We start from the raw sequence: 21,590 nt of genomic DNA, 5'->3' as shown, positions 1-21,590 counted from the left end.
CGCGCACATCGTCGCGCCCCACGCGGGCCGAAAAATCCTCCCGCCCCGCCTTGTAGGCGGCGGAGGAAAACTTCGGAATCTCCTGCGTGAGGGGCCTTCCCTCGGCGGCCCACTTTTTCTTTCCGCCGTTGAGGATGCGCACATCCTCGTGCCCGCACATCTTGAGCACCCAAAACGCATAGGTCCCGAACTGAATCGGATCGCCGCAGAGAACGATGGTGGTTTTTTCCGTAACCCCGATCGCCCCGAGGCGGCGGCCCATCTCCTCGGGCTCTGGAAACTGGCGGTCGGTCGCATGCCAGAGCGCCGCCTTCCAGTACCACCAGAGGGCGCCCGGGAGATGACCCTCCCGGTAGGCGGAATCGTCGTTCTTGAAGGAAACCTCGATGATCCGGACGCCGGGATCGTCCAGGCGCGCGGCCAGCCAGTCGGATTCGACAAGATGCTCCTGGGGGGAGACGCGCTCTGCGTTCATGGGAATTTGCATTTCTCCTGAAACGTGGGAAAAGAAATTGTGGGGAGAATCTTATTCCCGGCCGGATGCGGCGGCAAGCCGCGCCGGATGGAGGGCGGACGTGCAGTTCACCGGATGGATGTACGACATTGCCCGCGAGCAGGCGCCGGGGGAGGATTTTCTCCAGAATCTGCTTCAGCGGTCCGCCGAGGCGGGCTACACCGCCGCCGGGCTCTATCTCGAACACCGCTTCGCCTACCCCTCCGCCCTATGGGCCGCCGGGCCGGGCGCCCTCGATGGCGGGACGGTCCGCCGCCTCGTGAAAGCATCCCCGATCCGCGTCATTCCCTTTCTCAACACACTCGGCCACATGGAGGGCTTCATCCGCTCGGAGGGCGGAAGATGGCTGGCCGAGGCGCCGGGCCGGGGAACGCTGCAGATTTGCCCCTCGCGGGAGGAGTGCCGCGCCTTCGCCTGGGATCTGGTGGCGGACGCCATGGAGGTGTTCGATGACGAGTGGGTCCACCTGGGCGGGGACGAGACCACCCAGCTGGGGGCATGCCCTGCGTGCGCCGAGCGGGTGAAAGCCATCGGAAAGGGCGGCCTTTATGCCGAATATTACGGCGAGCTGTGCCGCCGCACGCTGGCGCGGGGGCGCCGGCCCGGCCTCTGGGGAGATATGCTGCTTCAGTACCCCGAGGCGCTCGATAAGCTCCCCCGCGAGACGATCATCTTCGACTGGCACTACGGGGGGCCGCCGACGGGGCTCTCTCTCTTCCGGGAAAAGGGTTTCGATGTGGTCTCCTGCCCCGCCTTCCGCACCTACGACGCGAGCTGGTGCTTTCTGGAGGACACTCAGAAGGTGATCGACGCCCACGCCCAGGCCGCAGATGAAGGCGGCGCCCTCGGTGTCCTCGCCTGCGCCTGGGAGTTCTTCGGGTTCTCGGCTTTCGGCTCCATCTTCCCGCTCATCCTCGCCACGGGCCGCCGCCTCGCCAAAAAGGAGGACTGGGAGACCGCGCTCGAAAAAGCGGGCGGAAGCGCCTACCGGCAGGCGGCCGAAATCCTGGGAAACCGCATCCCCGCCTCCGCCCCCTTCATCGCCCCCGGCAGCTGGCGTACCCTGCGGGATTTTCTGGCCCTGCGGGGCAATCCCTTCTTCTTGTGGCTCGAATGGCGGGAGGAGGCCTGCGGCCCCGCGGGCGATGACGTGCTGCGGGCCTGCGACGAAGCACTCGGGATGATCGATTCGCAGGGCCCGCTTCTCTTTCCCCTGTCGCTCCACCGCGCGGGGGTGGAATGGGTCCGGAAGGTGGAGGCGGCCTATCTGCGATATGCGGAAGGCGATACCGACGGCACCCTCGATGCCCTGGCCGCGGGAGAGGAAATCCTGCGGCGCCTCCGGCCCGGCCTCGAGCGCACCGCGGGAGAAGGCGGCAGCGTGGCCGACCTCGCGCGCCACGACCGCTTGATGGCAATCATCGGCTACATCCGCGAGAAAGTTCTCTCGCTCGCCGGAAAAACCGCATGGCGGCCGGGCTTCGAAACGCTCATTCAGGACTGCTACCTGCCCGGCGATCAGGCCGCCTGGCGATCCAGCCTGTAACAAAAAGCTCTCTATCTCCCCCGAACCGTACCGGCACGCATATGCCATAATGACTTCTCGGTACGCGCACACCGGACACACGGAGACGGGATTGCTGGAAGTCAGGGACATCTCAAAAACCTACGGGAAGCTGACCGCGCTCCGGCCCCTCTCCCTCGCCTTCCCGCCGGGAGAGACGACGATCTTCATCGGCCCGAGCGGATGCGGAAAAAGTACCTTCCTGCGCATCCTCATCGGCCTCATCGCGCCCGATGCGGGGGAGGTCCGCTTCGGGGGAGAAACCCTCCGGCCGGAGAACATGCTCCCCATCCGCCGGAAGATGGGCTACGTCATCCAGGACGGGGGCCTCTTCCCCCATCTCACCGCCCGCGCCAACGCCGCCCTGATGGCCCGCCACCTCGGATGGGAGGGCGCCCGGATCGAGGCCCGCCTGGCGGAGCTGGTGGCGCTCACAAAATTCCCGGCGGAGGGCCTGGACCGCTACCCGGTCCAACTCTCGGGCGGCCAGCGCCAGCGCGTCTCCTTGATGCGCGCCCTCATGCTCGATCCGGATGTCCTTTTGCTCGATGAGCCCCTCGCCGCCCTCGACCCCATGATCCGCGCCGAACTGCAGGACGACCTGCGGGAGATCTTCCAGCGGCTGGGGAAAACCGTCGTCATGGTCACCCACGACATCGGCGAGGCGGCCTTCTTCGGCCACCGCATCGCGCTCATGCGCGAGGGCCGCATCGTCCAGGAGGGCGCGATGGCGGACCTTCTCCACCGGCCCGCCGATCCGTTCGTCACCCGCTTCATCAACGCCCAGCGGACGGCGCTGGAGCCGGACACGGGGGAGGATGCGCGCAGATGAGCGGGCGGCGCTTTCTCCCAGCGGTTTTGTGCGCGCTCCTGGCGGCGACCCTCCTCGCTCCATCGTCCGCCGAGAGCGCCGAGATCCGCGTTGGCTCCAAGAAATTCACCGAGTCGGTCATTCTCGGGGAGATGCTCCGCCGCCTTGCCGCCCGGGCGGGCCACACCGCGCACCACCTGCGGGAGCTCGGCGGAACCCGCATTCTCTGGAACGCGCTTCGGGCGGGCGAGATCGACATCTATCCCGAATACACAGGCACCCTCACGCAGGAAATTCTGGCGGGGGAGAACATTCGCGGCGAGAAGACACTCCGCGCCCGCCTGGCCGCCCTCGGCCTCCGTATAAGCCGGCCCCTCGGCTTCAACAACACCTACGCCATCGGAATGAAAAGGGAGGTGGCTGAACGGCTCGGCATCCGGATCATCTCGGATCTCCGCAAGCACGAAGCGCTGCGGTTCGGCTTCTCGAACGAATTCATGGACCGAAACGACGGCTGGCCGAGCCTCCGTCAGCGCTACCGGCTGCCGCAGCAGAACGTCCGGGGCCTCGACCACGATCTCGCCTACCGCGCCCTCTCCTCGGGCACCATCGAGGCGATGGAGCTCTACACCACAGATGCGGAAATCCACCACTACAAGCTGCGGGTGCTCGGCGACGATCTGGGTCATTTTCCCGTCTACCACGCCGTTATTTTGTACCGCGCCGATCTGGAAAAGCGCGCGCCGGGAGTGGTGCGCGAGATCCTCCGGCTCGAAAATAAAATTGCGGCTGCGCCGATGATCCGGATGAACGCCCGGGTGAAGATCGAGAAGAAAGGCGAGTCCGAGGTCGCCGCCCGGTTCCTGGCCCGCGCCCTGGGGATCGCCGCCGAGATTTCCTCCGACTCCCTCGGGCGGCGGCTCCTCCGCCGGACCGGAGAACACCTCTTCCTCGTCACCCTCTCGCTCGGGGCGGCCATCCTCGCCGCCCTGCCGCTGGGCATCTGGGCGGCCCGAAGGCCCCGCATCGGGCAGATTGTTCTGGGCGCGGCCGGCGTCATCCAGACCATCCCCTCGCTCGCCCTGCTCGTCTTCATGATTCCGCTTCTGGGCATCGGGGGGCCGCCTGCCATGGTGGCCCTTTTCCTCTACAGCCTCCTTCCCATCGTGCGGAACACCCATGCCGGACTCCGCGATATCCCGCCGCAGGTGCTGGAATCGGCCGAAGCGATCGGCCTCGCCCCCGCCGCCCGGCTGCGCCTGGTCGAGCTTCCGATCGCCGCCCGCTCCATCCTCGCGGGCATCAAGACCGCCGCCGTCATCAACGTGGGCACCGCAACGCTCGGCGCCCTCATCGGTGCGGGAGGGTACGGCCAGCCCATCCTGACAGGAATCCGGCTGGACGACACCGCCCTCATCCTCGAGGGCGCGGTGCCGGCCGCCCTCCTGGCCCTCGTGGTGCAGGGGGCGTTCGATCTCCTGGAGCGGCGCGCCGTCTCGCCCGGCCTTCGCCTGAGCCGGGCGGAATAACCCGCTATTTCATATCCAAATACCGGCCATCGGTTATTTTAATAGCGTTAGGGGGCCCGGATTGCACGATCCGGCGGGCTTCTTTAAGGTAGGGGTACAGCAAATGCCTATCCTTCCGGTGCGGCAGGGCGATCCTGAAAACACGCGCTCCTTTCTTTTCCTTTTTTGCGAAGGACGGAAAAATTATCGCTTCCCTCAATCTGACGGAATCCCGGCCGGCCGACAGCTCCCTTCTGAAAGAGGTCCTTCAGGGGCTCAGGCATGAGCCGAAATCGCTTCCCTGCAAGTACTTTTACGATGAGCGCGGCTCTCATCTGTTCGAGGAGATCTGCGCGCTGGAGGAGTACTACCCGACGCGGACCGAGATCGGAATCATGGAGCGCCACGCCGCGGAGATGGCCGCCGCCATCGGCCCGGGGAGCATGATCATCGAGCTGGGAAGCGGCGCGGGAATCAAAATCCGCCTCCTGCTCGGCGAGTTGGAAGCGCCCGCCGCCTACGCCCCGGTGGACATCTCCCGGGCGCATCTCCTCAACGCGGCGGAACAACTGAGGGCCGATTGTCCCGAGCTGGAAATTCTGCCGATCTTCGCCGACTTCACGCACCCTTTCCTCATTCCCGCCGCCCGGAAGCCGCCCCGGCGGCGGGTGGTGTATTTTCCCGGCTCGACCATCGGCAACTTCACCCCCGAGGCGGCCGGATCGTTTCTCGAAAGCATGCGGGAGATTTGCGGCCCGGGAGGCGGCATGCTCATCGGGGTGGACCTCAAGAAAGACCGCAAGGTCCTCGAGGCCGCCTACGACGACGAAAAGGGCGTCACCCGGGAGTTCAACCTGAACATCCTCCGGAACATCAACCGGGAGTTCGGCGCCGACTTTCAGGCCGATGCGTTCGAGCATCTGTCCTTTTACAACGAAGAAGAAGGCCGCATCGAAATGCATCTCGTCAGCCGGAAGGCCCAAACCGTCCGGCTCGGCAAGGAGAAAATTCGCCTCGAAAAAGACGAGCGCATTCACACGGAAAATTCCTACAAATACACGCTTGATGAATTCGGGGCACTGGCCGCAGGATCGGGATATGAAGTGAAGCAGGTATGGACGGACTCCGGCCGGCTGTTCAGCGTTCAATATCTGGCCGCCGGGTAAAAATATCTGCTATTTTCATTTCTTGAGAGGAACCCGCCGCGATGCAGAAGGTCAATCTGGCCCGATGGGTCCACGACGCAAGACAGCGAACGTTCGACCTGGTGGCCGACCTCACCGACGATCAGCTGATGGGCCCCCAGCTCGACATCGTGAACCCCCTGAAGTGGGAGATCGGGCACATCGCCTGGTTTCACGAAAAGTGGCTCCTCCGCCACACCCACGGGGAAAAACCCATCCGCGAGGACGGCGACGCGCTCTACGATTCGATGGCGGTTCATCACGACACCCGGTGGAGCCTTCCCCTCCCCTCCCGGGAGGAAACGATTGACTACATGAAAACCGTGCGGGACCGCGTGATCGAAACCATCGAAAAGGGCGACCTGAGCGAGGCGCAGCAATACCACATCATGTACTCGGTCTATCACGAGGACATGCACGCCGAGGCGTTCACCTACACCCGCCAGACGCTCGACTATCCCCCGCCGAAATTCTCCATGCCGACCGAGAACGTGGGCACCCAGGCGGCCCGCCACGCCGGCCCCTGCCCGGGAGATGCGCGGGTTCCCGGCGGAGTGTTCATGCTCGGCTCCACCGAGGCGGAGCCCTTTGTCTTCGACAACGAGAAATGGGCACACGCCGTCGAGCTGGCGCCCTTCTCCATCGCCCGCACGCCCGTCACCCAGGCGGAGTATGCCGCGTTCGCCGACGATGGCGGCTACGCCAACGAAAGCCTCTGGAGCGCCGAGGGGTGGGCCTGGCGGACCCATGAGCAGGCGGAGCACCCCTTCCAGTGGAAAAAAGAGGGCGGTGCGTGGCTGCGCCATCATTTCGACAAGTGGATTCCGCTGGAACCCCACCGGCCTGTTATCCATGTCAACTATTTCGAGGCGGAGGCCTACTGCAAATGGGCGGGAAGACGCCTGCCCACCGAGTCGGAGTGGGAAGCCGCTGCGGGCACAGAGCCCGCTCCGGACGGAAAATCGCTCTCGGGCACGAAGCGGGTCTACCCCTGGGGCAACAATCGCCCCCAGCCGGTCCACGCCAACCTCGACTGGCAGGGGATGGGTTGCGTGGATGTGGGTGCCTTCGCCGAAGGCGACAGCGCCTTTGGCTGCCGCCAGATGCTCGGGAACGTCTGGGAGTGGACGAGCAGCGTCTTCCGGCCCTTCCCTGGCTTCGTGCCCGACCCCTACAAGGACTATTCCGAACCGTGGTTCAACACCCGGAAGGTGCTTCGCGGCGGGGCCTGGGCTTCACGCTCGCGGCTTGTCCGGAACAATTACCGAAACTATTTCACGCCCGATAGGCGGGATGTCTGGGCGGGTTTCCGCACTTGCGCCCTCTAGCCAAGAAGAATCCCGGGAACGATGAAGATTTCGCTCATATCGCCCGCAGGGGTGGGCTCAAGAAAGGGAAACCGGGTGACGGCCGCCCGCTGGGGGCGCCTTCTCCGCGCGCTGGGCCACAAGGTCAAGATCGGTTTGGCATATGAAGGGGAAAACTGCGACCTCCTCATCGCCCTCCACGCCAAAAGGAGCCACGGCGCGGTAACCGGCTTCCGGAAGGAATACCCCGGCCGGCCCCTCATCGTGGCCATGACGGGGACCGACCTCTACGATATCCGGGTAAGTGCGCAGGCGCAGGAATCGATCGAACTGGCCGATCGGCTCATCGTCCTCCATCAACTGGGGGCGGAAGCGCTGCCGCGCCACCTGAGAAAAAAAGCCCGCCCTATCCACCAGTCCGTCGTCCCGCCGCCGGGCGATTTCTCGCCGAAAAAAGGTGTGTTTGAAGTGTGCGTGATAGGACACCTTCGCGCCGTGAAGGATCCCTTCCGGGCGGCGAAGGCGGCTCAGCACCTTCCCGCTTCCTCCCGGGTGCAAATCATCCATCTGGGCGGTGCGCTGACGGAGGAGATGGCCGTCCGGGCGAAAGCGGAGGCCGCCGCGAACCCGCGCTACCGGTGGCTCGGGGAAGTTCCCCGGTGGAAGGCGCTGCGGATTTTATCGCGGTGCCGCCTCCACGTGCTGAGCTCCGAGATGGAAGGGGGGGCCAACGCCGTCGGCGAGGCCATCGCTTGCTCCGTCCCGACGCTCTCTTCGAAAATCGCCGGCTCGCTCGGTCTGCTCGGAGCGGATTATCCGGGATACTTCCCACCGAAGGACACGAAAGCCCTCGCCCGCCTCCTGAGGCGGGCGGAGGAGGACTCGCGCTTCTACAGGGAGCTCAAGCGCAAATCCGATCGGCGGCGGCGGCTCTTCGCACCCGAGCAGGAGCAAAAGAGCTTGCAGCGGCTCCTCGAAGAGCTTCGCAAAAAATCGGCCTGAATTTTCGTTCCTAGTGCTTCGCCAGAAAATCCTCGATATCCTTCATGGACTCTTCGTAGCACTGGACCAGGAAGAAGTGGCTGGCCCCCTCGTAGATTTTCAGTTCCGCGCCGGGAATGCGCTTCGCAATCTCGCGCGAGCATTCGGCGGCGCACAGGATGTCCTCCGAGCCCGCCATAACCAGCGTCGGGCACTTCACCTGCCCCAGCCGATCGAGTGCATCGTGGTTCGTGCAGGCAAGCGATGAGTTGACGTAGCCGTGCAGGGGCCGGTTCGGATCGGCCAGGATGCTCTCGATGGCGTCCATCTCTTCCTTGTTGGCATTGAAATAGGACGGGGGGAAGAAAAAAAGGCTCTGATGCTTGGCCGCGGCCTCATAGCCCTGGGCGATCACCACATCCTTGATGTTGTCGAGGATGCGCGCGCCGTAGCGGTCCATCTTTCCGAAAGAGGCCGTGATGCTCATCGAGCGCATCCTGTCGGGATAGTTGATCGCCATCTCCTGGACGACGGCGCCGCCCATGGAGCGGCCGATGACGTGGGCGGCGGGCAGGCCGAGCGCGTTCATCAGACCGATGGTATCGTCCGCAAACAGCCGGCTCGTATAGGGAACCTCGGGAGCGGAGCTTCTTCCCGTTCCCCGGTTGTCGAATGCCAGCACCTGGTATTTCTTCGAGAGCACTTCGATTTGCTTCGACCACGCACGCGCATCGCCGGCCAGGCCGCCGATCAGGACGACCGGCACCCCCTTGCCGTGCAATTCGTAGTAAAGCTCAACATCACCAACTTGCAATTTGGGCATCTGAGCGCCTCCCCTCTCTTCCCGCCGGCCTTCGCCGCTCTGCGGGACAACACCACCCCCATGGGCGATGACACGGCAGAATGAATCCTTCCCCCTCCATCACATCTCCGGGACGCCCCGAATCGGCGAAAAAACCCGGGAAAACCCGCAATACGGCGACATCGGGATATTGACAAATCCGGTTCCTTTTATCATGCTGGTGCGAATAATTGTTACAGGAAATTGCCTTCTGGGGCAGTCTCCAGTCGTTCGGCGAAACATTTTCCGATATGGATTGTTTCCCGAAGTAGAGGTCTTTTCCGATCGCTACGAAAGGCGAAGGTACGGATTATGGCCACAACCATGGAAATCAGACAGAGCCAAAAGCGGGGCATCGCCATATTCAAATGGACGCTGTTGACCCCCTTTATCGCCCTTCTCCTCTTCCTGGCCCCCGTTTTCATCCTCATGCTCTACTTCAGCTTCCACTCCTGGACCGTCTATCTGGCCAACTGGTGGCAGGCGGATTTCGTCGGGTTCGATACTTTTGCCGAAGTTCTCACCGACAACCGGTTCTGGGCCTCGATACCGAAGACCCTCGTTTTCGCTCTCTTCTCCACGCTGGGATCTTTCGTCATCGGATTCGGGCTGGCGCTTTTGATGTACCGCCCCTTCAAGGGCCACGGGTTCTTTTACGCGTTTTTCATCCTCCCCATGCTCACCGTACCCATCGTTATCGCCTACACCTTCGAGATGCTGCTCTATCAAAAGGGGCCGGTGAACGGAATATTGAGCGCTTTAACAGGAACGACCATCAACGTCACCTGGCTCGCGGACCCCACCGCGGCCGTCATCACCGTCATCTTGCTCGAGATATGGAACTGGACACCCTTTACCTTCATCATCATGCTGGCCGGGCTCTCCGCCCTGCCCAACGACTTGATTGAAGCCGCCCAGAACCTCGGCGCGAACCGCTGGCGCATTTTCCGGGAGGTGCAGCTCCCCCTCCTTCGTCCCGTCATCTTTCTGGCGCTGATTCTGCGCTTTCTGGAATCGGTCGGCGAATTTCCGAAAACATGGGCGCTCCTCCAGGGCGGTCCGGGCTCTGCGACAGAGACCATGCCGATTTACCTGTACCTGACGACCTGGGAGTTCTTCCACATCTCCAAGGGCGCGGCCATGTCCTATCTCGTCCTGATGGGGATGATCGTTCTCGTTCTGTTCGCGATTCGCGTCCTGATGAAAGAAAAGAAAAACCTCGACCAGATGTACATGCAAACGGGGGCAGGTAAATGAACCGGAGGCAAAAACAGAAACTGAACAAGATATTCCGGTTCTCGGCCTTGGGCTTGTGGTTTTTTATCGTTGCCTTTCCGATCTTCTGGATCGTCGCAACCTCGGTCAAGCCGGACCATGAATGGTTCGCCTGGCCGCCTGTTTACTGGTCCAGCACACCCACCTGGGACAACTACCTCGCCGTCTGGACCAGCAGCGAGGCCGAAGTCGGCACCCAGTTAGTCGTGTCGATGCAAAAACCCTGGATTGCGATGTGGAACAGCTTCATTATCGCAACGTCCTCCACGTCGGTCTCGGTCCTGTTCGGCGCCGTTCTGGCTTACGGCGTCTCCCGATACCAGATACTCTCGGAACTGCGGATGTTCAACCTCCTGATGTTCCGCATGATCCCGCCCATCGTTGTGGCCGCACCCCTCTCCATCTATTACGGCAATATCGGCTTGACAGACACCATCACCGGCCTTGCAATTATCTATGTCATCACGACGCTCCCCTACTCCGTGTGGATGACCAAGAGCTTCATTGACGAGGTGCCCTTGGAGATAGAACACGCCGCCTCCATCCTCGGGGCCACCCGGTGGCGAACCATCTGGGAGATCATCTTGCCGCTGGTGCGCTCCGGTATCGTGGCCACCTTCATGTTCATCCTGATTCTCACGTGGAGCGAATACCTCCTGGCGCTGATCCTTTCCAAGACAGAGGTCGTAACGCTTCCCATTCAGCTGACAAAATACGAGGGTTCCACCGAAGGCCGCGTATACGGCAGACAGGCGGCCCTCGCCGTCGGCATTACCATTCCCCTTGTTGTCATTGGCTGCATGATCCGGAAGCATCTGGTACGGGGATTCAGCTTTGGCATGGTGAAGAGGTGAAACTATCGTGGCTCGGATAGAACTGAAAGGTCTTCGCAAGGTATTTGGCGTCAACATCGAAGCCGTCAAAAATCTCGATCTCGTTATCGAAGAAGGCGAGTTTGTCGTCATCGTCGGCCCCTCCGGCTGCGGCAAAACCACCACCCTGCGCATGACGGCAGGCTTTGAAGAGCCGACCGCCGGCGAGATCGTTATCGACGATAAGGTTGTCAACGACCTGGAGCCCGGCCAGCGCAATCTGGGGATGGTGTTTCAGAGCCACGCCCTTTTCCCGCATAAAACCATCTTCCAGAACATTGAATTCGGCCCCCGGATGAAAAAAGTTCCGAGGGATATACGCAAAAAACGCGTCCACGAAGTGGCCGAAATGGTGCACATTTCCCATCTCCTCGAGAAGCTCCCTGGGCAATGCTCGGGCGGTGAGGCCCAGCGCGCCGCTCTCGCCCGCACCCTGATCACCGACCCCTCCGCGTTCCTGCTGGACGAGCCGCTCTCGAGCCTCGACGCCAAGCTGCGCCGTGAGATGCGCGCCGAAATCGATCGGCTCCACCAGGAACTGAAAAAAACTTTCGTCTACGTCACCCACGACCAGGAAGAGGCCATGACCCTTGCCGACCGCATCATCGTGATGCGCGGCGGCCTCATCGAACAGCGCGGCACCCCGCTGGAAATCTACAGCAACCCGGTGAGCTACTTCGTCGCTGATTTCTTCGGCAGCCCCTCGATGAACCTGATCCCGGGCAAAATCAAGAAAGTCGGCGGAGGGACTGTCTTTGAGGGCCCCGGCCTTTCGGTTGAGTTGCCCGGCAAGTACGCAGGCGTGGCCGCCGGCTCATACACTTTTGGCGCCCGGCCGGAAGGTGTTCTCATGGGAGAGACAAACGGCTCCTTCACCTGCGATGTCCGCTTGGTCGAACCCCTGGGGAAAGACACCCTGCTTTACTTCGAGCACGGCTCCGAGCGGCCCACCATCGCCGTCGTCGAGGGCTCCCGCGAGTTCAAGGCAGGACAAAAGCTGGGCATCACCTTCGACCCCGATGGCATCTATCTCTTCGATGCCGACGGAAATCGCGTGAGAGGCGCCTAGGAAAAACCTCACGCCGTGGCAGGACAGCCGCAAAGGGCTGAAATTCTGGAACTTATCCGAACACAAAAAAAAGCCCGCGCGCCGTTGAGGCCCGCGGGCTTTTTCCGTTTCTCTCTAGATGGTGCAGCGAAGAATGTGCAGCCCGTGGTTCTTGTCGGTGACATATATGTAGCCGCGCCGATCGACCAGCACATCCTCGCTCTGGGTGACGAGCGTCTTCGGTAGCATCCCCAGCCGCTTCACCGGATCGGTGGGAATGTAGTGGGCGATCTCCCGCGGGTGGACCGGGTCTTCCAGATTGTATATTCGCAACCCGGCGTTGAAATAGGTCAAGTAGATCCGGTCCTCGCGCTGATCGAGACAGGCAAGCCCTTGGGAATGGTGCTGGTTGTGGGGGCCAAAGCGGCCGCCGCGCTCGCAGAAATTCTTGTGACTATAACCCGCGGGGGGATCGGGAACGGGGAAAAGACTCATCACCCGCAGGTTCTCTTCATCGCGGATGTCCACAACCGCCGTGAAGTTCAGCGGCTCCTCGCAGTTTTCCTTCAGGGCCTCGCTGTTGGCGATCGCGATTCCACGGTGGCGGTAGGGATAGACCGTGTGCACGGCGAGATAGCTCCCCAGCGGCGGATGAACGTTCAGGCGGCTCACCATTTTCGGGGAGGTGATATCGCTGATGTCCACAACGATCATGCCCCCGCCGGCATAGGGCAGATACGCCCTTCCGGCCTCGGCGTGGGCCGGACCGTGCTGGAACACCATCGGGCTTGCCCCGCTCATGTCCGAGGCTCTCCCTTCCTCCTGCTCGGGCAGCGCCCAGCGCCCCACTTCCTTGGGATGGGCCGGATCGCCGATATCGAGAATCCGGTAAATGCGCCCGGTATAGCCCGGCGCGCCCGCCGAAAGGTGGGCGTAGCGGCCGCCGTTGTAGAAGTTCCGATGGGTCCCCTCCGCACCGGTCTCCCAGTGGGAGATCAGCTCGGGGGCGCCGGGGTCCTTCTCCACGTCCCAGATATAGACGCCCTCTTTCTCGGGCGGATCGTTCGGCCGTGGGCCCCATCCCGCGGGAATTTTCTCCATCGAGGTGATCAGCAGGCCATCGGCCACCTGCACCTGGAGCGTCCAGGTGTTGTCCGGCCCCTCGATATAGCATTTGTGCTCGGGGTTTTTCGGATCGGTGACATCGAGTACCGTCCATCCGCTCACCCAGAAATGGGAAAGGTAAAGATAAAAGCGGTCGTCCACCTCCTGCATCGCAATCTTGAAGGCCGGGCGATCCTGGAGATCGTGATACCCCACAAATTCGATATTTTCCTTCGATAGCGCTGCCGGTGCCGTAGATGGACTCATCGCATTTCCTCACATGATATGCCGGAAACCCGGTCCGCACGCCGGGCCTTGGGACGCCTAGTCAATCATGACCACCACATTGCCCATATATGCGCCGCTCTCGACCATCTCGTGCGAAGCCGCCGTCTCCTCCAGAGGATAAGTCACCGCGACAGGGTGCGTCAGCGCCTCCTGCTCGATGGCGGCGACGATATCCTCGCACGCACGCCGGATGGCCTCATCCGGCATGGCGTAGACAAACACCCAACGAATGTTCGTGTTCCGTTGCATGGCGGGATAGTGCGGGAAGGCGGGCTCCCGGTTCCCCATCGAAGCGTATGTCGTGATCATGCCGTTGTGCTTCAGGGAATCGATGCTGAACCGCAGGTTGGTGCCGAAGTCCACGTCCACGATGCGGTCCACGCCCTCCCCGTTCGTGATCATATCGATTCGGGCCGCCACATCTTCCGAACGATAGTTGATGGTATGGCTGGCGCCGGCCTCGCGGGCCCTCGCCGCCTTCTCGCCCGAGCTGATCGTGGCGATGACATGGGCGCCGGCCCATTTGGCGAGCTGCACGGCGTAGTTGCCGACTGCTCCTGCGCCGCCCGTGACCAGAACCGTCTGGCCCTGGATCCCGCCGTCCGAAAAGAGGCAGCGGTGGGCCGTCATCGCCGGTATCGCCAGGCAGGCGCCTTCCGCGAAACTGACCGAATCGGGCAGGGGAACGGCCTGCCGCTCAGGAAGGACAATGTACTCGGCGTTTGTCCCCATGGGTCGCTCCCACTGGCCGTTGTAAACCCACACCCGCTCCCCCTCGCGGGAAGGGTCAACGCCGGAACCTACTTGGTCGATCACGCCGGCGCCGTCGCTGTGGGGGACGATAAGCTTGTCCTTGAAAGGCCCTCGGCTCCCGACACGGGCCTTGACGTCGGAAGGGTTGACCCCGGAGGCGTACATCCGGACGCGGACCTCGCCCGGCCCGGCCTCGGGCGCGTCCAGCTCTCCCACCTTTATCACTTCCTTCGCCGGGCCGTACTTTTCATACCAGGCTGCTTTCATACTCTTTTCCCTTTCAGGAGATCGAGGAGCCTTCCGGCTGCTCCTCGACCAGCTCGTCGATGCTTTTTCGTTTCTTGGCCGTGGGTGCGTAGCCGCCGCCCTGCATCGTCGCGGCCACATCGAGGATCTCCGCCATCGAGGCGGGGACGCCGCCGGGATACGCATCGTCCGGGCATCGGCTGTCGCGCATATAGATGCAGGGCTTGCACTCGATGCACCGCAGGATTTCTTTTTTCTTCCCGCTGATTGCCTTCTTCGTGTAATCGGGATCGGTCAGCATCGCCCTTCCCACGGCCACCAGATCGGCACCGCCGTCCAGATAATCCTGCACGCGGCCCGGCTCGAAGGCGGCCCCGTTGGCGATGAGAGGCGCATCCACTCGTTTCTTGAGTTGCAAAAAGGCCGGATTGTACAGATCCGGCACGACGGGCACGCCGACCCGCGCGTTCCGCGAGGCATGAAAGATGTCCGCCCCCGCCTCAACGAGGGCGGGCGCGAGCTGGAGGGTGTCCTCGATGGTGAAGCCCCCCTCCCAGGGCTCGAGAAGCCCCAGGCGGTAGCTGACCACCACCTCATCGCCCACGGCGCGCCGCACAGCCTCCATCACCTCAAGCGGAAACCGCATCCGCCTCTCGAGGGAGCCGCCGTAGGAATCCGTCCGCGTGTTCGAAGCGGGCGAGAAGAACTGCTGCAACAGGTACCAGGTGGCTCCGTGAATTTCCATGATCCGGCCTCCGGCCTCGCGGACGCGCCGCGCCGCCTCGGCGTAGGCCCGGACCGTGTCCTTCACTTCCCGCTCGGAGAGCTCACGGGGAACATCATCCTCGGTCGGATGTTTGATGGGCGAGGGACCGGCGATGGGCATCCCGGTGATCGAGCTCAGGGCGGTGCGGCCCGCATGGAAGATCTGGATGCCGAGCGGAGCGCCATTCGATTCGACATCCCCGATCAGGGCCTTCAAGCCGGGGATCAGGGCGTCATCGTATGAGCCCAGCTGATTGGGAAAACCCTTTCCCTCCTGATTGACGTAGGTCGCCTCCGTGAAACAGACCGCCGCCCCTCCCCTTGCCCGGGCGTTGTAGTGAGCGTGGATCCATTTAGAGGGTGCGCCGTTCTCTTCCGCGCGGGAGGTCGTCATGGCGGACATAACGATCCGGTTCTCTAACCGCAGGCCGCGGACTTCGAGGGGCTCGGTCATTTTGGGCATGGCGCATGCACTCCCCTTGGTAGAGTCATGGGTCACTTTTCGGCTGAGTTTCGACCATTCTACTCAACCTGAAGGAATTTCCCCAACGGCTCACGGAAATATTCGCGGCTTTTGCGGGCCTCGGACAAAAAAAACCGGGGCGGGCCCTTTTCGGACCCGCCCCGGCGCGAAACGCGGTGCTGCGGTAAACCGCCTAGCCCTTCGGCGTGTTCCGGTCGGGGAACATCGCCAGGTAGGTGGCCATCTCCTCTTTCAGGCGCTTCTTGCCAATCTGGCCGATCAGCCGCGTCCAGGCCCGCTCGGTGTTCACGAGCGCCTGCTTGGCAGTGATCTGGCCGACGTAGGCCTCCGAGAGACCCTTGCCGAGCGCTTCCCAGAACTCGCGGGCGCCGGTCAGGTAAATCTGCGGGGTGGTGATCAGCAGATTCTCCTTGATGGCCTCCATCCCCAGCGGGGAGTAGACCTTCGCCACCATCTTGCCCTCGGGAATGCTGGGATCGAAGTGTCCCGGATGCCACGGATCGTGGAACGTCATGGTCGGGTGCCCGACGATGTCGGTGCTGCTGGCGAGGGTGCTCCACCACATGGCGAGGTAGGCCGCCTGCGCCTTGTTCTTGGCGTGGCGGTTGACCACCCAGCTCGTCGTTGTCGAGACCGAACGGTTCATGAGCTTGCCAGAGTGGGTGGAACCCGGAACCACGCTGTAGAGCCAGGGCTTCTTGGCCCGGTTGGCCGGCCCCTCGAGGCCCGCGAGCATGCCGTCCCAGTACTGGGAGGTGGCGATGTGCCCGTTGTAGTGCTGCGGAATCATCTGCGGCGTGCCCCAGCCCGGCGCTTCCGGCGGGGAGGCCTTTTTCAGGTCAAGGTAGACCTTCATCGCGTACTCGCCAGCGCTATTGTTGATCGTCGGGTTCATGTCGCCATCGAACATGGAGCCACCAGCGCTGTAGAAGTACATGTGCCACCAGGTGAGGCCGTTCGTCCGGTTGCGCAGGCTGCCCGAACCGTAGAGCTTCTGGTCGGGGCGGTGGAAGAACTCGGCGATCTGCTGGTTGTCCTCCCAGGTCACCGGCATCTTGAGCGGCTTGCCGTGCTTGTCGGCGAAGCGCTTCTGCTCGTCGGGATTCTCCATGAGGTCTTTGCGGGCCACCTGGACGTGGACGTTGCCGTCCGTCATCAGGCCATAGGTCTGCCCCTTGTACTTCGTGTAGAGGGGAAACTTGCCCACCATCTGGGGCCGGAAGCCGGCTTCGTCCAGATACTTGTCGAGCGGCTCGGCGAGGCCCGCCGAAACCAGCGAGGGAATCATGTTCGTGTCGATGTGGAACATATCGAACGTGCCGGAGCGCTGGACGGCCTCGGTCAGGGAGCGCTGGGGAATCTGGAAGACGCTGATGTCCTGAATCTTGCTGGTGCCGATCCCGGTCAGCTTCCGGAACTCCTCCATCGTCTTCGGCATGTTGCGGTAGTACAGGGACCACACCATGAGGTTGAGACCCGCGCCGCCCGCTTTCTTTGCCGCGTTGACGATGCCTTCCTCTTCTTTGCTCAGGGCACTTGCGGGCTTCGCCCCCCGCAGAACTGCCGGCGCGGCAATTGCTGTCGCCACTGCGCCCTTGATGAACTTCCGTCTGCTCAACTTCCCTGTGCTCATGTTGTGCTCCTCTCTCAAGCCGAATGGGTATCGTCCACACGGATTTTGGGTGGCACCAATCCCCCAAAGAAGAACTTCTCAAACGTGGATAAATGCTAATGTGAAAATTATGGAAAAAAGCCCAACCCGTGTCAACAAGCCGATTTTCGAGATAATTCTGTCGATTGATTAATTTCCCTGAATCGCACGTTGAGAGCGGCTTCCAGGGGGGGCAACAAAAAAAGATGAAAAAATCTGAAAATACAGCTTCCGGCCCCTGCCCAAAAACGGTGGATGCGTGAACCCCGCCCGCCCAAATGGTCCCGCCCCATGAATTCTCCTGCTTCCTCCTCAGGCCATTCGTGGAATAATCCGCTATATTAACTCTCTAAACACCCATCAACATATTCTCCCGGTTTGTCGCTTTCCGGGGGACTTGAACCTCAAAAGGAGACTGAAATGAACCCCGCCGAAAAGTTCCTCGCCCTCAAAACAGACGATATCGAATGGGAGGATGGAACCCGGATTATCGGCCTGCCGCCCGGTATTCAGGTCAAGATTGTGGCCGAGGGCTACGACGGCGTTTCCGAGCGCGTGGACAAATTCCTGCGCTTTCCCCCCGGCTACCTCGAGCCGCTGCACATCCACGATCATCTTCACAGCACCCTCATTCTCGAGGGCGAGATGCACGTCCACGGGAAAATCCTCAAGCGCGGGGACTTCGTATTCGGCGGCCCCGGCGAACAGCACGGCCCCTTCCACTACCCGGTCGGCTGCACGGTCTTCTCCTGCAGCCGGGCGAAGAAGATGAACCAGATACACCGGAATCCCCAATCCGGCCGGGACACGGATCTCACGAAGGGCTACTAGGCCGAATTCATCCGACAGGAGTGAGGAAGATGGAATACGCAGGCAACTTCTTTGCGGTAAACACCGAAAAGATCGAATGGGAAGACGGAGAAAAAATCCTGGGCCTTCCTCCAGGCGTCCAGATCAAGGTTATCCGCGAGGGATACGACGAGGTGTCCGAGCGGACGGAGAAGTTCGTCAAATTTCCGCCCGGCTACGTCGAGCCGCGGCACGAGCACGATCACTACCACTGCATCCTCGTCCTCGAGGGGGAGATGCACGTGGACGGGAAAATCCTCACGCCGGGCGATTACGTCTACGGCGGCGGAGCGGGGAATCTTCACGGCCCCTACGAATATCCGGTGGGCTGCCGCGTTTTCTCCTGCGGCCGGGCCGTGAAAATGAACCAGATACACCGGAGAGCGGCCGAATAGGAAATCCCCGGCTCTTTTGAAAATGAAGGAAACGGAATGCGCGATAATCTGAACGCGCTTGTCGCCCATTACAGCGGGCGAATCGAGGGTGCGAAGGAAGGCCCGCTGGCCTCCCTCACTTTCGCGGCGAAGGACAACTTTCACATCGCAGGCCACGCGACAGGCTGCGGCAATCCCGACTGGCTGCGCACCCACCCGCCGGAGACCCAGACCGCCCCGGCCGTGGAGGGACTCATCCGGGCCGGCGCGGCGCTCACCGCGAAATGCCACATGGACGAGATCGCCTTTTCCCTGAACGGCGAAAATGCGCACTACGGAACCCCCGTCAACGTCAACGCGCCGGGGCGCATCCCGGGCGGCTCCTCGAGCGGATCGGCGGCGGCGGTCGCGGGAGGGCTCGCCGATTTCGCGCTCGGCTCCGACACTCTGGGCTCGGTCCGCGTGCCGGCCAGCTACTGCGGCATCTACGGCATCCGGCCCACCCACGGCCGCATCCCCGCCGAGGGCCTCGTCCCCCTCGCCCCCTCGTTCGACACGATCGGCTGGTTCGCCCGCGACCCGAAAATTCTCCTGAAAGTCGGCCGGGTCCTTTTCGGGGAAAAGAAGGCGCAAGCCCCGTCGCGCCTGCTTATCCCCGAGGACGCCTGGGATCTGGCGAACCCGGAGGTCAAAGAGGCGCTCTCCCCCTTCGTGAAAAAAATCGGGGCCGCGCTCGGCGCCGCAGAAAACATCCGACTCACCGAAGACGGACTGGAAGAATGGCTCCCCCCGGCCCGGCACCTTCTCGGGTGGGAGGTGTGGCAGGCCCACGGCCCTTGGGTCGAAAAAGAGCGCCCCGCGTTCGGCCCCCACATCGAGGCGCGCTTCGAGTGGGCGGCCGCGATGCCGGCCGGAAAGGCCGAAGCAGCCCGCACCATCCGGGAGGCGGCGACCCGCCGGATGCGGGCGCTCCTCACCCCCGGAACCTTGATGGCGATTCCAACCGCCCCCGGCATCGCGCCCGTGAAAAACATGGAAGGGCCCGAGCTCGAGGCGTTCCGCCATCGGCTCATCCAGCTCACCTCAATCGCGAGCGTGAGCGGCGTTCCGCAAATCAGTCTGCCGCTGGGAAAGGTGGAGGGCTGCCCGGTGGGGCTCTCCCTCATCGCCGGCGCGGGGGAGGATGAGGCGCTGCTCGAGATGGCCGTTCGCCTGCGGGATAGCTAGCGGCGAATTCCAGACAGGCTCCTCATCCGGGCGAAGCCCCGGCAAGGGTGCGGCGCGAAAAACCCCGCAGTATCCCGCAAACACGCCGGCTCTCTCAAAAATCCCTCATTATCCCTCAGTGTCCCGCAATCGCCCCTGTTCTTAAATTCCGCGCCGCATCGCGCAATCGCCCCCGCGCTCGAATTTTGCGCAGCGGGGCCGTCTGCTGGTATCTCTTGTCATTCCGAGCGCTGGAGGCGCGAGGAATCTGTTTTTCCACAGCAGATTCCTCTGGCCAAAGCAGATTCCTCACTCGCTGCGCTCCCTCGGAATGACACCGCGGGTCCATTGTGCAAACGGATCCACTGCCCCCTTTTTGGAGTGGGGCGAGACCACTCTCGCACACGCGCAGGGAAAGGCCGGTGCAGAAAATACGGGGAGGTTCGAGGATTGGGACGATGGGGTTTTCCTCCCCCCGTCCCTCACCCCCGCTCGAACTTCCTTCGGCGGGGACCCCGAATGCCCGCCCCGCTCGGACTTCCTTCGGCGGGAACCCCGAATGCCCACCCCGCTCGAACTTCGTTCGGCGGGGACCCCAAATGAAGGGAGGGGGTGCTTTGCTCCTTCCCCCTTTGGGGGAAGGTTGGGATGGGGGAGCGGCCTGGATGGCGCGCTCGGATGGCACGGCGAGCCGCTCAGGGGATCAGGACCACCTTCCCGGTAAAATTCCCGCTCAGCACCAACTCGTGCGCTTCGTTGGCGGCTTCGAGCGGAAACTCCCGATCAACGTGAATCCGAAATCCCCCCTCTTTCAAGAGGGCGGAAAGCCGCCGGGTCAGCTCAGGGAAATAGGCCGTCAGGTTCTGGCCCGTGATCCCGTAAATGTGGGCGTCCTTCGTCATCGTGGCCGGAACCCGGAAGCGGGTCATCGGCCCCTTCCCGGTCCCCGTCCCCACAACCACGATGCGGCCCCCCACGCGGATCGCCTCCAGGTCCTTGTCGAAATTATCGCAGGCCACCATCTCGACGATCACATCCACCCCCCGGCCGCCCGTCAGTTCGAGACACCGGGCCGCGAAGTCCGCCTCGCGGTAGTTGATCACCGCATCGGCGCCCATTTCGAGGCAAAAATCCCCCTTCGCCTGAGAGCTCACCGTCGCAAACACCCGGCAGCCCAGCCGCTTGGCGAGCTGGATCGCCGTCATCCCCACGCCGCCGGCACCGCCCTGCACCAGCACGGTCTCGCCCGGGCCCGCCTTCGCCTTGCGCACCAGCGCATTCCAGGAGGTGTACATGGGAACCGCAATGCCGGCTCCCTGCGCATAGCGGAACGAATCGGGGAGCGCCATCGCGACGCGGGCCTCGGCGCGGACAACTTCGGCATAGGCCCCGCTCCGCGTGCGGCCCAGCACGCGCTGGCCGACCTCGAACCCTTCCACTCCCTCGCCGAGCGCCAGCACCTCCCCGGCCATCTCCCAGCCCGGAACGTAGGGGGGCGTCACCGTTTTCGAGTAGATGTGCCTGCCCGCCCGGGTCGCGATGTCCGAGGGGTTCACGCCGGCCGCCCGGACGCGGACAAGCAGCTCCCCCGGCCCGGCCGCGGGCGCATCGCGCTCCTCCATCCGCATCGGGACATCGAGACTGAATTCCGGAACAACCATCGCCCTCATTTTCCCGCTTCCCCCGGCGCCGCCTTTCATTTCGATTGAACAAAGCAGACCCATGATATACAACCTTTCTGATTCTACATCCCACATCCACAGCTTTCATTGTGCCGGGAAAGCCGACATGGGCCGGACAGCGAAAAGGAGATTCCGCCAAATACCCCGATTCACCCTTTTGTGCCTGTGGCTTTTCATCACCGGATTCCCGATGTTCTGGATCATCGGGACCTCCATCAAGCCCGCGGAAGATTGGTTCGCCTGGCCGCCCGTCTACTGGCCAAGCGAGCCCACGATTGAAAAC

The 21,590-nt window shown here is 62.7% G+C and carries 19 protein-coding genes; 12 read left to right on the top strand and 7 right to left on the bottom strand.

Annotation, left to right across the window (positions count from 1 at the left end):
• The coding region (locus O2807_01705; GenBank protein MDA0999218.1) for a rhodanese-like domain-containing protein at positions 1-475 on the bottom strand (475 nt) is incomplete at its 3' end.
• 100 nt (positions 476-575) lie between these two features.
• Between O2807_01705 and O2807_01700 the strand changes: the two genes are divergently transcribed.
• The 6 genes from O2807_01700 (at position 576) to senB (ending at position 7,890) form a co-directional block, all read left to right on the top strand.
• On the top strand, positions 576-2,060 hold the full coding sequence (locus O2807_01700) for a family 20 glycosylhydrolase (protein ID MDA0999217.1): 1,485 nt from the start codon (positions 576-578) through the stop codon (positions 2,058-2,060).
• A 91-nt stretch (positions 2,061-2,151) separates the two neighbouring features.
• Positions 2,152-2,910 carry an ATP-binding cassette domain-containing protein gene (locus O2807_01695; GenBank protein MDA0999216.1) on the top strand — a complete coding sequence of 253 codons (759 nt, stop codon included), beginning with the start codon at positions 2,152-2,154 and terminating at the stop codon, positions 2,908-2,910.
• A complete protein-coding gene (locus O2807_01690) occupies positions 2,907-4,418 on the top strand; it encodes an ABC transporter permease subunit (GenBank protein MDA0999215.1) in 1,512 nt (503 codons plus the stop codon). The genes O2807_01695 and O2807_01690 overlap by 4 nt, the downstream gene beginning before the upstream one ends.
• 200 nt (positions 4,419-4,618) lie before the next feature.
• Entirely contained in the window at positions 4,619-5,563 is a 945-nt protein-coding gene (gene egtD, locus O2807_01685; protein ID MDA0999214.1) for an L-histidine N(alpha)-methyltransferase, read from the top strand.
• Between the two features lie 41 nt (positions 5,564-5,604).
• Complete coding sequence (gene senA / locus O2807_01680) at positions 5,605-6,909, top strand: selenoneine synthase SenA (GenBank protein MDA0999213.1); 1,305 nt, start codon at positions 5,605-5,607, stop codon at positions 6,907-6,909.
• Between the two features lie 21 nt (positions 6,910-6,930).
• Positions 6,931-7,890, top strand: coding sequence for a selenoneine biosynthesis selenosugar synthase SenB (gene senB, locus O2807_01675; GenBank protein MDA0999212.1), 960 nt, complete (start codon positions 6,931-6,933; stop codon positions 7,888-7,890).
• Positions 7,891-7,900: 10 nt separating this feature from the next.
• On the opposite strand, the gene O2807_01670 is transcribed toward senB, so the two are convergent.
• On the bottom strand, positions 7,901-8,692 hold the full coding sequence (locus tag O2807_01670; protein MDA0999211.1) for an alpha/beta fold hydrolase: 792 nt from the start codon (positions 8,690-8,692) through the stop codon (positions 7,901-7,903).
• Positions 8,693-9,022: 330 nt separating this feature from the next.
• Here O2807_01670 and O2807_01665 point away from each other — a divergent pair, with 330 nt between their 5' ends.
• The 3 genes from O2807_01665 to O2807_01655 are packed head-to-tail and all read left to right on the top strand — an operon-like array spanning position 9,023 to position 11,926.
• Positions 9,023-9,967 carry a sugar ABC transporter permease gene (locus tag O2807_01665; GenBank protein MDA0999210.1) on the top strand — a complete coding sequence of 315 codons (945 nt, stop codon included), beginning with the start codon at positions 9,023-9,025 and terminating at the stop codon, positions 9,965-9,967.
• A complete protein-coding gene (locus tag O2807_01660) occupies positions 9,964-10,839 on the top strand; it encodes a carbohydrate ABC transporter permease (GenBank protein MDA0999209.1) in 876 nt (291 codons plus the stop codon). Before O2807_01665 ends, O2807_01660 begins: the two co-directional genes overlap by 4 nt.
• A gap of 7 nt (positions 10,840-10,846) precedes the next feature.
• On the top strand, positions 10,847-11,926 hold the full coding sequence (locus O2807_01655; protein MDA0999208.1) for an ABC transporter ATP-binding protein: 1,080 nt from the start codon (positions 10,847-10,849) through the stop codon (positions 11,924-11,926).
• Positions 11,927-12,040: 114 nt separating this feature from the next.
• Here the strand turns inward: O2807_01655 and O2807_01650 are convergent, their stop codons facing one another.
• From O2807_01650 to O2807_01635, 4 genes are all read right to left on the bottom strand, one after another.
• The gene (locus tag O2807_01650) at positions 12,041-13,276 is read right to left on the bottom strand and encodes a hypothetical protein (protein ID MDA0999207.1); all 1,236 of its coding nucleotides are present in this window, start codon (positions 13,274-13,276) and stop codon (positions 12,041-12,043) included.
• Between the two features lie 57 nt (positions 13,277-13,333).
• Entirely contained in the window at positions 13,334-14,317 is a 984-nt protein-coding gene (locus O2807_01645) for an NADPH:quinone reductase (GenBank protein MDA0999206.1), read from the bottom strand.
• Positions 14,318-14,330: 13 nt separating this feature from the next.
• Positions 14,331-15,524: a tRNA-dihydrouridine synthase gene (locus O2807_01640; GenBank protein MDA0999205.1), complete on the bottom strand. Its 1,194-nt coding sequence runs from the start codon at positions 15,522-15,524 to the stop codon at positions 14,331-14,333.
• A gap of 193 nt (positions 15,525-15,717) precedes the next feature.
• The gene (locus tag O2807_01635; GenBank protein ID MDA0999204.1) at positions 15,718-17,178 is read right to left on the bottom strand and encodes an extracellular solute-binding protein; all 1,461 of its coding nucleotides are present in this window, start codon (positions 17,176-17,178) and stop codon (positions 15,718-15,720) included.
• A gap of 438 nt (positions 17,179-17,616) precedes the next feature.
• On the opposite strand from O2807_01635, the gene O2807_01630 reads away from it, so the two are divergent.
• The 3 genes from O2807_01630 to O2807_01620 are packed head-to-tail and all read left to right on the top strand — an operon-like array spanning position 17,617 to position 19,646.
• Positions 17,617-18,027 carry a cupin domain-containing protein gene (locus O2807_01630; protein ID MDA0999203.1) on the top strand — a complete coding sequence of 137 codons (411 nt, stop codon included), beginning with the start codon at positions 17,617-17,619 and terminating at the stop codon, positions 18,025-18,027.
• 29 nt (positions 18,028-18,056) lie between these two features.
• Positions 18,057-18,440, top strand: a complete 384-nt coding sequence (locus tag O2807_01625) for a cupin domain-containing protein (GenBank protein ID MDA0999202.1) — start codon at positions 18,057-18,059, stop codon at positions 18,438-18,440.
• 36 nt (positions 18,441-18,476) lie between these two features.
• Complete coding sequence (locus tag O2807_01620) at positions 18,477-19,646, top strand: amidase (GenBank protein ID MDA0999201.1); 1,170 nt, start codon at positions 18,477-18,479, stop codon at positions 19,644-19,646.
• A gap of 674 nt (positions 19,647-20,320) precedes the next feature.
• Here O2807_01620 and O2807_01615 read toward each other — a convergent pair.
• On the bottom strand, positions 20,321-21,286 hold the full coding sequence (locus O2807_01615) for an NADPH:quinone reductase (protein ID MDA0999200.1): 966 nt from the start codon (positions 21,284-21,286) through the stop codon (positions 20,321-20,323).
• Positions 21,287-21,590 lie beyond the last annotated feature (304 nt).

It is taken from the genome of bacterium, assembly GCA_027622355.1.
Classification (GTDB): Bacteria; UBA8248; UBA8248; order UBA8248; family UBA8248; genus JAQBZT01.
Note: the sequence above shows the minus strand (reverse complement) of the source record. Positions and strands in the feature narration are given on the sequence as shown.